We start from the raw sequence: 12,129 nt of genomic DNA, 5'->3' as shown, positions 1-12,129 counted from the left end.
GCCATGCTCGGCAGAGGCCCTTCTCGGTAAAGCTCCTGCCGAGCATGGCTCGGCACTACGGTCCTGGGCTGACTTGTGGGAGCGGCGTAAGCCGCGAAGCTGGCAATGCTTGAAAGGCCTCAAGAGCCACCCCCTCCCCAATCCTCCCCTGTGCCTTCGGCGCAAGTGAGGGAGCGAAACAAAACAAAACCCCGCCTTTCGGCGGGGTTTCGTGTATTACAAGCAGCGGTGAGGCTGCGGCGGACTTAGAAGTCCATACCGCCCATGCCACCCATGCCGCCCATACCGCCGCCGCCCATGGCCGGCTCGTCCTTCTTCGGTGCATCAGCCACCATCGCTTCGGTGGTGATCATCAGGCCAGCGATCGAGGCTGCGTTCTGCAGTGCCGAACGGGTCACCTTGGTCGGATCCAGGATGCCGAATTCCAGCATGTCGCCGAATTCGCCGGTAGCGGCGTTGTAGCCGAAGCTGCCGGTGCCTTCCTTGACCTTGTTGACGATGACCGACGGCTCTTCACCGGCGTTGGCAACGATTTCGCGCAGCGGCGCTTCCATCGCGCGCAGGGCGATCTGGATACCGTGGTTCTGGTCTTCGTTGATGCCCTTCAGGCCCGACAGCGCGGTGACAGCGCGCACCAGCGCAACGCCGCCGCCCGGGACCACACCTTCTTCCACAGCAGCGCGGGTAGCGTGCAGGGCGTCGTCAACGCGGTCCTTCTTTTCCTTCATTTCGATTTCGGTCGAGGCACCGACCTTGATCACGGCAACGCCGCCGGCCAGCTTGGCAACGCGTTCCTGCAGCTTCTCGCGATCATAGTCCGAAGAGGTCTCTTCGATCTGGGTCTTGATCTGCTTGACGCGCGACTCGATGCCAGCGGTATCGCCAGCGCCGTCGATGACGGTGGTGTTTTCCTTGGAAACCTGCACCTTCTTGGCGCGGCCCAGGTCCTTGATGGTGGCCTTTTCCAGCGACAGGCCAACTTCTTCGGAGATCACGGTGCCGCCGGTCAGCACGGCCATGTCTTCCAACATTGCCTTGCGACGGTCGCCGAAGCCCGGTGCCTTGACGGCAACAACCTTGACGATGCCACGGATGGTGTTGACCACCAGGGTAGCCAGCGCTTCGCCTTCGATGTCTTCAGCGATGATCAGCAGCGGCTTGCCTGCCTTGGCGACGCCTTCCAGCACCGGCAGCAGATCACGGACGTTGGAGATCTTCTTGTCGTGCAGCAGGATGTACGGATCTTCCAGGTCAGCGGTCTGCGACTGCTGGTTGTTGATGAAGTACGGGGACAGGTAGCCGCGGTCGAACTGCATGCCCTCGACGACGTCCAGCTCGTTTTCCAGGCCCGAGCCTTCTTCAACGGTGATCACGCCTTCCTTGCCAACCTTCTTCATCGCTTCGGCAATGATGTTGCCGATCGACTCGTCCGAGTTGGCCGAGATGGTGCCGACCTGGGCGATTGCCTTGTCGTCAGCGGTGGGCTTGGAGATGTTCTTCAGCTCGGCGACGGCGGCGATCACAGCCTTGTCGATACCGCGCTTGAGGTCCATCGGGTTCATGCCGGCGGCAACAGCCTTGGCGCCTTCGCGGATCAGGGCCTGGGCGAGCACGGTGGCGGTGGTGGTGCCGTCGCCAGCGTCGTCATTGGTGCGCGAAGCAACTTCCTTCACCATCTGCGCGCCCATGTTCTCGAACTTGTCAGCCAGTTCGATTTCCTTGGCAACGGACACGCCGTCCTTGGTGATGGTCGGGGCGCCGAAGCTCTTCTCGAGCACGACGTTGCGGCCCTTCGGGCCCAGGGTTGCCTTGACGGCATTGGCGAGAACGTTGACGCCGCGCACCATGCGCGAACGGGCGTCTTCACCGAAACGAATATCCTTGGCAGCCATTGCGATTACCTCTGAGTAGAGCCGAGCCGAGCTCGGCTGCTTTTATCGGGAAAGGGGGTTTACAGGAACAGGTGGCGCGGCAGCTCAGCCGATGACGGCAAGCACGTCGTCTTCGCGCAGCACCTTGTATTCGACGCCTTCGGCCTTGTAGGACGAACCGGCGTACTGGCCGTAAATGACCTTGTCGCCAACCTTCAGCGACGGGGTACGCACCGAACCGTTGTCCAGCGGCTTGCCCGGGCCCACGGCCACGACTTCACCCTTGGTGGACTTTTCCTTGGCCGAATCCGGGATCAGGATGCCGCCGGCGGAGATTTCGTCGGCTTCGATCGGCTTGACCACAACGCGGTCGTGAAGCGGCTTGATGCTCATGAAGGACCTCTTAAGTAATTGATTGGCCTGAAATTCCGGCGACACCAGCTGGGAAACGGGGGAAGGCCGGCATCACGCGTAAAAAGGCCCGTCGTGCGGGCTTGTTTGGGAGATGGGGCTGGCTGGGGGCCTTTCAAGGGCAGGCCGGCAAATTGATTGGCCCTGCCCAGCCGCCCCCGCCAAGGCACCGGCAGGCCTTGCCAGGCTTGCGCTGGAAGAAAACTGACGCAATCCGGCTCCATCCAGTGATTGCACGGGTGCGGCCCTGCAATCGCCCAGCGCCCCAATCGTCGTCCGGGCCGAGTTGGGCAAAGACGATACGGCGGCCCCCGACTGCCGGAAGCAGTACGTCGAGAACCGGCGGGAGTGCGGCGCCTGCAGGTGCCATGACGCTATGATCAGCGGGTTGTGTACGGATGCCACCTTCAATGTCAAAGGAGAAACCAATGAAAGTGCTGTATCGCTTTGCCCCGTTGTTGCTCGTCCTGCTAGCCGCCTGCAGCCAGCTGACCGGCCCGTCCGCCAGCGAATACATGGACGCCAACATCACGACCTGGAACGGCCTGATTGCCAAGGTCAACGATTGGAGCGGCGGCAACGACGCCGAGCGCCTGACCCAGGCCATGGCTGACCGCAAAGGCTTGGCCAACTTCAAGTCCCGCCTGGGCAATGCACGCCAGGAAGCGGTGGACATGCGCGACCAGATGAAGGTACTGAAGACCCCGGAAGATGCCACCGAGCTGCACGCCAAGCTGGTTACGTCGCTGGAAGAAGCGGTGGTCTGGTACGACGCCATGCTCAAGCTGACCGACCTGCCTGATGGTTTCAGCGACGAACAGGCAGCGCCGCTGCTGGAAGCCATGGATACGACCGGCACCAAGTTCGACAAGCTCACCGATGAGCTGGACCTGATGCAGGACGCCTACGCCAGGAAGCACCGCATCAACCTGTCCCGCACCGAAGACCCGGCAGCAAGCGAGAGCTGATCGCCGCGGCATCTGAAAACGGCGCGCAGGACGTTGTTCTTTTTTAAAGCGGCGCCTGCGCCGCCCCTTGCTTGGCCGGTGGCGGAGCGATAGTTGGATCCAGCGACGGGCTTGCGTTGCGGGTCACCAACGCATCCGCAGCTGCGCAGCCCATCTCCAGCTGAAACACCGGAACATGCTTGGCATACGCTTCGCGCCAACGCGCCATTGATATCCAATAGACAATCTGTCGTCATTGCTGGTCTGGGCCTTGGCGACGAGTTCGCCATCAACGGACCGCAAGGCGGTATCCGCCGCCTTCAACCCATTGGCCGGAGTGAGTACCTCCGGGGCGGAGTTGGCAGCGACAAAGGTCGGCACAGCACCGACCGTCGTTGCCACTGGGAGGCGCTTGAAATTGTCTGGCAAGCGGCTGCCGGGCACGGCACATAGCGAATGACGGCCTTAGGACTGTAGGCAGATTGGCGTCAGGACGGCCGGGGATTCATCAGAAATCTGCCTTCCATGCGGCGCTAAAGTTGCTCTACGACGAACACCTGCTTCAGCAGCTAAACCAGCCAGTAAAGCCCGTAGCCCCTTGGACAAAAAAATGGCGTACTCCGGGGGATTACGGAGCACGCCATGGAAAGAGAGAGCCGCCCAGACCTCAGGCTTGGTTTTTTTTTGGAATCACAGGTACCGCGACCACTGCACCGACGCGCTGGCAGGGCTTGCCGGCAGCCCGTCGCTGCCAGTGCTACACACCGGGATCAGATTCAAACCACCGCCACTGGGTACATCAACCGAAATGCCGCCGGCAGAGATCGTGGTATCGGCAGTCTGGTTGCTGCCTACCGTCAGGCTGCCGTGGATGGTCACGGTGGCGCCACTGGTGGACAACTGTTTGCCCAACATCACGCTGCCACGCAGCTCCCAGCCGGCGATGGCGGCAGCGCCTTCAGCGATGAGGGTGGTATTGGCAATCGGTAAGCCTTGGTAGGTCTGCGGCTTGCCATCGGCGCCTGGCCCCTCCCACTCCACAAACTGTGACCGACTGGCGCATAGATTGGTTGGATAGAAGTTGCCACCACACACCTTGGCTGCGCCTGCGAAGTTGGGCGCGATGAGATCGCGGTGGCCTGCCGTGGTAAGGGTGACATTGCCGCCACAGGTGGCCTGGCTCGGGTCGTTGCATCCGCGCACCACCACGGTGTTGAGGAGGTCTGTGCTGGTACCGTCGATCTTCACCGACTGATCGAACCACAACACGCCGGCCGGCATTTTGCTTACGCCGTTCAACAACCAGCTGCCGTCGTTCTGGCGAACGTTCAGGCAACCCTTGTCGTTGGTGTTGTTGCAGGTCATCAGTTCCTGCAGGATCGCCAGCTGCGCGGCGCTCGGGTTCTTCAACGGGTACACGCCATCAATGGAATCACCATTGGCGCGCTTGACGTTGCGGATGGTCAGCTGCGGTGTACCGTCAACTGTAGTGAAGGCGTAGTTGGCCATGCTCAGGAAATTGTCGGCATCCACCGGTTTGACCCGCGCTTCGCAGTACGGGATGCCGGGCAGACCTGGACTGGTACCCGTCTGGTTGGCCAGCACGTTGCTCAAGGGCTTGCTGAGGCTGCCGGCAAGGCGGCCTGTACCGGTCACCGTGACATCGGTGTAGGTCATGTTGCCGCCGCCAAGCAGGTTCTTCACCGTGCCCGATGTCATTGCGATGGCGCCGCCGGCCCACAGCGTCTCGTACTTGCCGCTCCAGCCCGACACGCTGACGTTGTAGCCCCATAGCTGACCTACGCTGAGCGTTGCCAACCCAACGGTGCCACCGGCAATGCGGGTGGAGCGGAAGCTCAACGCATTCGGCAAGCTGACATCATCCGCCCCCTTCAACTGCTCGGCGCCTGCGGCACCGGTTACCAGGCCGGTCGCAGGATCAACCTTCAACAGCGACACGCCAGCGCTGTCCTGCTTGCTGAAATCCAACAGGAACTGGCTTTGATCGGTCAGCGTTATGACCACGTGGCCGCTGTTGAACGGCGCAACGGTACCACTCACCCATGGCGTCCCGCCGGTCACGGTGGAGGCAATCAAGCGACCGCCTACTTCAGCCGTGCCAATCATCTGGGTGCCGGAGTAAACACCTACCGCGTAGGCACCTGCCTTGATCGCGTTGTAGTTACCGCCGCTGACGCCACTGCCGATTTCAATGTTGCGCGCCCACAAGGTGGTGCCGCTGGGATTACCCATGCCGTTGACGCGAATGCTGCCTTCCGAGTACAGATGGCCATTGTCGGTGATGCCTCCGCCGCTCAATGACACATCACCTTTCACGCAACCGGAGATGCGTGCGGTAGAGCCGCCACCAATGGTCAGGTTGCCGGCAACCACGATGTTCTCGTAGTCCACCGAATTGGTGACGTCGAGCTTGCCGCCGCTGTATTCGAGGTTGCCGTTGAACACCATCGGTGCCTTGGGCATGGATGCACAGACCGGCGGTATGCCCGGCGTGCCGTTGCCCGGCACCACGTCATAGATCACTTCCACCGTAGCAGTGGTCAAGGCGCTGCCGACGCCGGCCGTGCCGATGACCTGGGCACTGACCCGGTAGCGATCGCTGCCAGCAGCCTCCACCGAGGTCACCGTTGCCGCGCGCACGCCCAGCGCTTCCAGACCGCCGACCGGCTTGGCGTCGTTGCCAACCCAACCCGGCCATACGCCGGTTTCCACCTGCAGCAGGTATAGGCGCAGCGCCTCCACACCGCGCCAGGCGGCGGCCTGAGCGGCGGTGGCCGAATGGGTTGTGAGCTGCTGCGACTGGGTGCCGCGCAGCGAATAGATGGTTGCAGCAACCGTGACCGATACCGCCAGGCCCACCATCAATACGATCAACAACGTGGCTACACCGCGCTGTCGTTTGAATGCGGATAAGCGATTCCTGTCCATGCGTACACGCTCCTTATGCATCAGCTGGTCACTGCAAGATTGGGCAGGCAAGCCAGGAACAGATGGCTGCTGGCATCACTACGCTCCAGCGCCAATTGCTGCCCAACCGCTGCCGTAGGCGTGGTACTGAAATCCTGCTGCATGTAAGGCAGGCATTGGCGCTGACCTTTGAGCGAAAACACGTAGCCTGGGGCCAGGGTCATCGCGCCAACTTCCTCTTCAGCCGATGCAAAGGCGCTGCCGTCTTTCTGCACCGGCGTGAAGAACGCGGCGCTGCCAGCCAGCAGCTGGCGTTCGTTGCTGTTCCACGTTGTCGCCTCGGCGTCGCTGCAGGCTTTGGGAGTGAAGCGATACAGGCCTTCGCCATCAACCAATCGCAGGCCCGAGCAGACATAGCCACTGGCGGCGAGCTCGGTCTTGTAGCGCCAGACCAGCTCCTTACCGGCATTACGTACGTACAACTTGCTGTTCAAACTGTCGGCAGCCGGAACCCCGAAGCCCGCGCTCTGCAGGTCCATCTGCGCCGACAGCAGCGCGGCCGATACCTGACCATCGCGCAATGCCGAACGCGAGGCGTTGCTGGAAACTTCCACCATGGTTTTGTACAGCGTCATCATCGCGGCGATGGTGATCAGCGAGATCACCAAGCCCACCATCATGCTGATCAGGCTCTGCCCACGTTGCTGCTGGCAGCCTACCCGCGTAGCAGTGCGCTGTTGCATGTTCATTGCCTCGTGGACACCAGCAGATCGGGGTCGTTCTCGCTGCCGGCCTTGCTGCCGATATCCGCAGCGGCCACTTTCAGGTCTACCCGCTGCGGCGCATCCACCGTGCGTGCAACACCCGCCATGGTCACCGTTGCGGTTGTCGACTCACAGCTGACTGCTGCGTTCTTGGCATCGCCATTGGGCAGTTTGATCGCAAGGGTGCTGCTGCCGCACAAGCCAACGCCTTGGCTGTGCAAGCTGTCGCGCAGACGTTCGACCATCAGGTTTTCCACCTTGGCATCGCGCTGACTGTTCATCACGTTGGCCACCACATGGGCCAGACCGGCACCGATGATGCTGGTGATCAACACCCCGACCAGAGCCTCGAGCATGATGTCGCCGCGCTGGCGGCGTGGCGGATCAAAGTAGATCGACATAGAGCGGATCCTGGCTGTTCATGCCAATGGCAATACGCGAATGGGTGGCACTGGTGCTGCAACTGGCGGCGCCCGGCAAGCGCTGACCGCGGTTGTTGAAGGCCACGCAGGACAGCAGATCGGCCGAGGCTTGCAGCTCGTCGGCATCGGTGTAGTCGTTGCCACCGGTCAAGCGGTAATCGCCACCGCGTGGCAACTCGCCCTGCCACAGCACCTCGTTGCCATCGCCGCGCAATACCTGCAGGTTCCGCTCACTGCGCTGCAAACGCGCCGAGGTCGCGGTGCCGGTGACGTGCTCGGGATTGCGCAGGGCCAACGAGCGGCTCTGCGATACCGCCTCCCACAACAGGTTGCGTGCCTGCATCTGCCGGTTGCTGTCTATCCACTGGCGTGCGAAGGGCATGCTTGCCAAGGCCAATACCGCCATTACCGCCAGGGTCACCATCAACTCGATCAGTGAAAAACCCATGGCGCGCCGGTTCATGGCCAGTCACTCACGCCGGCACAGTTGCCCGAGACCGTGCGGCTGTTGCCCGAGTCGAGCTTGAGCGTGCAACCACTTGCCTTGCCGAGCGCGCTACCGGCTACAGCCTTGAGCTCATAGCCACCGCTGGTGACGGTGTAGCCATAAGTGAACTGGCCAGCCTTGGTGCCCGCGCTCCAACCTTTCTTGGCTGCCGCGTCACTGGCCGGGTAGCCCAGGGTGCGCTGGCGGAAGTTCTCGACCGTGCTGGACAGCGCCATCAAATCACTTTGCGCTGTACGGATCTTGGCGCGCAGCACGTAGTTCGAATACAGCGGCATGGCGATGGCGGCCAGGATGGCAATGATCGCTACGACGATCATCAGCTCGATCAGCGTGAAGCCTCGGTTGTTGCGTTGTTGCATGCGCCCCCCTGAAGAGCCTTGCGAACAGGTGCATCCGCCGTGGAATGACATTTCGTAAGAATTGGTCGTCTTCGTCCGTCAGATGACGACCAGGTGAAACTGTGACCGACCGCAATATACAATTGGTGACAACGATGTCAATACTTCCATCCGAAAACGCTGCAATCGCTTCTGCGACAATGGCCGGATGGACGTAAGACTGGTCTTCTGCACCTGCCCCGACGATCAAACCGCGCAGGCATTGGCTCACCACCTGGTAGAGCAGCGTTTGGCTGCCTGCGTGAACTTGTTGCCTGCAATGCGGTCTGTGTACCGCTGGCAGGGGCAGATTGAACAAGCTGAAGAGGTTCAGCTAATAATCAAAACCTGTCTTGATCGGCTGGATGCGTTGAGCGCCGCGATCAGACTGCACCACCCCTATGAATTGCCGGAGATCGTGGCGATCTCCCCCAGCGCCGGCTTGCCGGCGTATCTGGACTGGATCCGGGCGCAGACCCGGGAGGAAACATAATTAATGATGCTGTTGCGACGATTTGCCGCCTTCTGCCTGCTTTCCCTGAGTGCCCTGCCGGCGCTGGCCATCAATGAAAAAGACCTGCTGCCGGTAGACCAAGCCTTTGCTCTGCGCGCCGAGGCCCCCAGCCGCGACCGCATCGAGCTGCGTTGGGACATCGCTCCGGGCTATTACCTGTACCACCACCGCACCAGCGTCAAAGCCGGCCCAGGCTTCAGCGCCGGCGCGCTGCAGATGCCGCAGGGCGAGAAGAAGCACGACGAGTTCTTTGGCGACGTGGAAACCTACCACCGCCAGCTGCGCTCGATCCTGCCGGGCACGGCCGACGCGGGTGCCACCAGCGTCACCCTGGAAGTCCGCTACCAGGGCTGTGCCGATGCCGGCGTGTGCTACCCACCGCAGAAGCGCAGCATCGAAGTGAAGCTGCCTGCCGCTGGCGCTGCTCTGGCCGCTGCGGCAGCGGCGGCACCGTCTGCTGCGCCCATCTTCAACCCGCTGGCCGGCAACGCCGGGGGTGGCCTCAACCTGCCCGGCGTCCCCGCCGTGCAAGGCCTGCCGCTGCCCTCGGAAAAAGCGTTCGGCTTCGAGGCCATCGTCGACAACGGCAACCGTCTGCTGCTGCGCTTCTCGCCGGCACCGGGTTATTACCTGTACCGCGACCGCACCTCGCTGGCGCTGGAAGGCGCAGATGGCGTGCGCGCCGGCCGTCCGCAATGGCCCGCCGGCAAGCCCTACCGCGACGAGCATTTCGGCAACGTGGTGGTGTATTTCGACCAGGTCGATGTGCCGCTGCCGTTGCGCCGCGACAAGCCCGACGCCACCCCGGCCACCCTGGTTGTCACCTTCCAGGGCTGCCAGACCGACGGTATCTGCTATCCGCCGATGACCCGTCGGGTGCGGCTGTCGCTGCCCGCTGGCAAGATTTCGGCGAAAGAAAAAGAAGAACTGGCAGTCGCCCCCTTGGTGATCCAGCCGTTGCCAGCCGGCAAGAAAGGCGGCGTTCCGCCGATGCCGCTGATCGATCCGGCCAACCCGCCGGCACCACAGCCGCTGGTGGTGCGCCCAGCTGCCGAGGCCGCCAGCCTGGCCGAGGCCGCCCCGGATGCGTCAGCCGACAACACCCGCCGCAGCCAGCCGCCGGCCGATACCGCGGGCAATGGCTCGCTGCTGTGGATACTGCTGTTGGCGCTGGCCGGCGGCCTGATCCTCAATCTGATGCCCTGTGTCCTGCCGATTCTGTCGCTGAAGGTGCTGGGCGTGGCGCAGAGTGGCGAGAGCCGCCAGCGCGCGCGCAGCCACGCGCTTTGGTATACGGCAGGCGTGCTGGTTGCGTTTGCTGCGATTGGTGGTCTGGTGCTGGCGCTGCGCGCTGCCGGACAAGCGGCCGGCTGGGGCTTCCAGCTGCAGCACCCGTGGTTCATCGCCGCGCTGGTGTATCTGATGTTCGCCGTTGGCCTTAGCCTGTCCGGACTGTTCACCCTTGGCGGCAGCGCTGGCCAACTGGGCCAGAACCTGGCCAAACGCAGCGGTCCCAGCGGTGACTTCTTTACAGGCGTACTTGCCTGCGTGGTCGCCAGCCCCTGTATCGCACCGTTCATGGGCCCGGCACTGGCTTACGCCTTCACTGCACCGCCAGCCTTGGCGATGCTGGTGTTCCTCGCATTGGGCCTGGGCTTGGCATTGCCGTTCCTGCTGATCGGTTTTGTGCCAGCACTGGCCAAGCGCCTGCCCAAGCCAGGCGCGTGGATGGAAACCTTCAAGCACGTGATGGCCTTCCCGATGTACCTCACTGCCATCTGGCTGCTGTGGGTGCTGGGCAAGCAGCGCGGCATTGATGCGATGGGTCTGATGCTGATCGGCCTGACCCTGTTGGCATTGGGTCTGTGGTGGTTTGAACGCAGCCGCTGGCATAGCCGCAAAATCGGCATGGTGCTGGGCGCGGTGATCGCGCTGCTGGCCTTGGTGCCGGTATGGGGTGTGACCCGCCTGCCGCCGCCGGGCGCTGCCGTCGCCAGCGCAGGCACGGTGGCGTATTCGCCGCAGATGCTGGACCGCCTGCGCGCCGACAACCGCGTGGTATTCGTCAACATGACCGCGGACTGGTGCGTCACCTGCAAGGCCAATGAACGCAATGTGCTGGACCGCGACAAGTTCCGCGACACGTTGAAGCGGGTCAACGCGGTGTACATGCGCGGCGACTGGACCAATGTGGATCCGCAGATCAGCGCCTTCCTCGACCAGCACAAGGCGGTCGGCGTGCCGCTATATGTGGTGTATGGCCCGGGCGCACCGCCGCGGGTGCTGCCGACCGTGCTGACCCAGGCGACGGCCGAAGAAGCGCTGCTGCGCGCGGCGCGCTGATGCGTCGCGCCGGGTGGTGGGTGGTGGGCGTTGCCGCAGCGGCTGGATTGTCTGCAGGTGCCTGGTTGAGCCGACCCAGCACCCCGCCGTTGCCATCGATGAGTACGCCTTCAGCACCGCTGAAGGCGGCGACACCGGTACAAGGCGTACGTGTTGGTGAGTTGATACCAGCGTTCACCCTGCCCGATCTGGATGGCATGCCAGTGCAGTTCCCGGATCGCTTCAAGGGCAAGCCGCTGCTGATCAATGTATGGGCCAGCTGGTGCGCGCCCTGTATTGAAGAGATGCCTGAACTGGCACGCTTTGCCGCACGCCATGCTGACACCGGCCCGCAGGTGGTGGGATTGGCACTGGACACTCCCGACGCAGTGCTCGATTTCCTCGGCAATGTGCCGGTGTACTACCCCATCGTCATCGAGACCCCGGGGCCGAATGATGCCAGCGTCAAACTTGGCAATTCGCAGGGCCTACTGCCTTATAGCGTGTTGATCGATGCGCAGGGGCGCGTGCTCAAGCAGAAGCTTGGGCCGTTCAAGGCGGGGGAGATTGATGCTTGGGTAGCGGGCGCGGAGCCAGCGACAACACGTTGAATCTGCAGCCTGAGTGAGCACAGCGCACCAGCGGTTGGATTAGCGCGCGGTGCCAAAGCATCCCCTCGCCCGCCCCTTCGAAGCCTGTCGCCTTTCCGCTGACTGGCTCTTGTCCCGCAAGCGGGAGAAGGGAAAGTACATCGCTCCCGCTTTGCACTGCTTTGCACTGCTTTGCGCTGCTTGGCACCGCTTTGCACCGCTTTGCACTGCTTTGCACTGCTTTGCACTGCTTGGCACTGCTTGGCACCGCTTTGCACTGCTTTGCACTGCTTTGCACTGCTTGGCACTGCTTGGCACTGCTTGGCACTGCTTGGCACTGCTTTGCACCGCTTTGCACTGCTTGGCACTGCTTGGCACTGCTTGGCACTGCTTGGCACTGCTTGGCACTGCTTGGCACTGCTTGGCACTGCTTGGCACTGCTTGGCACTGCTTGGCACTGCTTGGCACTGCTTGG

Annotated in this window: 11 protein-coding genes; 4 read left to right on the top strand and 7 right to left on the bottom strand. The window is 62.6% G+C overall.

Annotation, left to right across the window (positions count from 1 at the left end; all coding sequences use genetic code 11):
* Positions 1-245 precede the first annotated feature (245 nt).
* Both groL and ACVOMB_RS19420 read right to left on the bottom strand, forming a co-directional pair.
* Positions 246-1,892 (bottom strand): chaperonin GroEL, encoded by a 1,647-nt coding sequence (gene groL, locus ACVOMB_RS19425; protein WP_481532693.1) that lies wholly within the window; start codon positions 1,890-1,892, stop codon positions 246-248.
* Positions 1,893-1,976: 84 nt separating this feature from the next.
* Complete coding sequence (locus tag ACVOMB_RS19420; protein ID WP_282267469.1) at positions 1,977-2,264, bottom strand: co-chaperone GroES; 288 nt, start codon at positions 2,262-2,264, stop codon at positions 1,977-1,979.
* A 446-nt stretch (positions 2,265-2,710) separates the two neighbouring features.
* Here ACVOMB_RS19420 and ACVOMB_RS19415 point away from each other — a divergent pair, with 446 nt between their 5' ends.
* Positions 2,711-3,250 (top strand): hypothetical protein, encoded by a 540-nt coding sequence (locus ACVOMB_RS19415; RefSeq protein ID WP_481532692.1) that lies wholly within the window; start codon positions 2,711-2,713, stop codon positions 3,248-3,250.
* A 669-nt stretch (positions 3,251-3,919) separates the two neighbouring features.
* Here the strand turns inward: ACVOMB_RS19415 and ACVOMB_RS19410 are convergent.
* From ACVOMB_RS19410 to ACVOMB_RS19390, 5 genes are read right to left on the bottom strand one after another with little or no spacing between them, the layout of a single operon-like run.
* Positions 3,920-6,178: a hypothetical protein gene (locus tag ACVOMB_RS19410; protein WP_481532691.1), complete on the bottom strand. Its 2,259-nt coding sequence runs from the start codon at positions 6,176-6,178 to the stop codon at positions 3,920-3,922.
* 20 nt (positions 6,179-6,198) lie between these two features.
* Positions 6,199-6,900, bottom strand: a complete 702-nt coding sequence (locus tag ACVOMB_RS19405) for a PilW family protein (protein ID WP_481532690.1) — start codon at positions 6,898-6,900, stop codon at positions 6,199-6,201.
* 2 nt (positions 6,901-6,902) lie between these two features.
* Positions 6,903-7,322 (bottom strand): hypothetical protein, encoded by a 420-nt coding sequence (locus tag ACVOMB_RS19400; protein WP_481532689.1) that lies wholly within the window; start codon positions 7,320-7,322, stop codon positions 6,903-6,905.
* A complete protein-coding gene (locus ACVOMB_RS19395) occupies positions 7,306-7,791 on the bottom strand; it encodes a pilus assembly FimT family protein (protein ID WP_481532688.1) in 486 nt (161 codons plus the stop codon). The genes ACVOMB_RS19400 and ACVOMB_RS19395 overlap by 17 nt, the downstream gene beginning before the upstream one ends.
* Positions 7,792-7,802: 11 nt before the next feature.
* Positions 7,803-8,210 (bottom strand): type IV pilin protein, encoded by a 408-nt coding sequence (locus ACVOMB_RS19390; RefSeq protein ID WP_481532687.1) that lies wholly within the window; start codon positions 8,208-8,210, stop codon positions 7,803-7,805.
* A 187-nt stretch (positions 8,211-8,397) separates the two neighbouring features.
* On the opposite strand from ACVOMB_RS19390, the gene cutA reads away from it, so the two are divergent.
* The 3 genes from cutA to ACVOMB_RS19375 are packed head-to-tail and all read left to right on the top strand — an operon-like array spanning position 8,398 to position 11,675.
* Positions 8,398-8,721 (top strand): divalent-cation tolerance protein CutA, encoded by a 324-nt coding sequence (cutA, locus tag ACVOMB_RS19385; RefSeq protein ID WP_481532686.1) that lies wholly within the window; start codon positions 8,398-8,400, stop codon positions 8,719-8,721.
* 3 nt (positions 8,722-8,724) lie between these two features.
* Positions 8,725-11,085 carry a protein-disulfide reductase DsbD family protein gene (locus ACVOMB_RS19380; RefSeq protein ID WP_481532685.1) on the top strand — a complete coding sequence of 787 codons (2,361 nt, stop codon included), beginning with the start codon at positions 8,725-8,727 and terminating at the stop codon, positions 11,083-11,085.
* Positions 11,085-11,675 (top strand): TlpA family protein disulfide reductase, encoded by a 591-nt coding sequence (locus tag ACVOMB_RS19375; protein WP_481532684.1) that lies wholly within the window; start codon positions 11,085-11,087, stop codon positions 11,673-11,675. The genes ACVOMB_RS19380 and ACVOMB_RS19375 overlap by 1 nt, the downstream gene beginning before the upstream one ends.
* Positions 11,676-12,129: the final 454 nt, after the last annotated feature.

It is taken from the genome of Stenotrophomonas sp. STEN018 (genome assembly GCF_056760235.1).
The sequence above is the reverse complement of the archived record's forward strand: the minus strand, read 5'-3'. Positions and strand labels throughout refer to the sequence as shown.